This is a genomic window from Streptococcus sp. LYSM12 (assembly GCF_004569635.1).
In the GTDB taxonomy this organism is placed as follows: Bacteria; Bacillota; Bacilli; order Lactobacillales; family Streptococcaceae; genus Streptococcus.
Genome location: NZ_SPOZ01000081.1, coordinates 1 through 447 on the forward strand (window position 1 = coordinate 1; position 447 = coordinate 447).

General features: G+C 44.3%; 1 protein-coding gene. It reads left to right on the forward strand.

The features are described 5' to 3' along the window. Positions 1-447 (forward strand): prealbumin-like fold domain-containing protein (locus E4T79_RS11210; protein ID WP_228063862.1); only part of this gene is annotated, 447 nt, incomplete at both ends.

Here is a 447-nt window from a genome sequence, read left to right on the forward strand (position 1 = left end):
AAGCTGAAGTTGTAAAACCGGTGACTCACGATGTTGTTATCAGTAAGACAAACCTTGGAGGCCAAGAAATTGCGGGAGCACAAATCGAAATCCGCAAAGACGGTCAAACAGTTGAAAGTTGGACCTCTGAAGCAGACAAGTCCCATACTGTGAAATTGGAAGCAGGCGAGTATGTCTTCCATGAGGAAGTTGCACCAGCAGGATACTTGAAAGTGACAGATATTACATTTACTGTTGGCACCGACGGCAATGTGACTGTTAAAACAGATACGACTACAGCAGCCAAATCAAAAACAGAGGGTAACAAGCTTACTGTCGTCGATGAAGCTGAAGTTGTAAAACCGGTGACTCACGATGTTGTTATCAGTAAGACAAACCTTGGAGGCCAAGAAATTGCGGGAGCACAAATCGAAATCCGCAAAGACGGTCAAACAGTTGAAAGTTGGA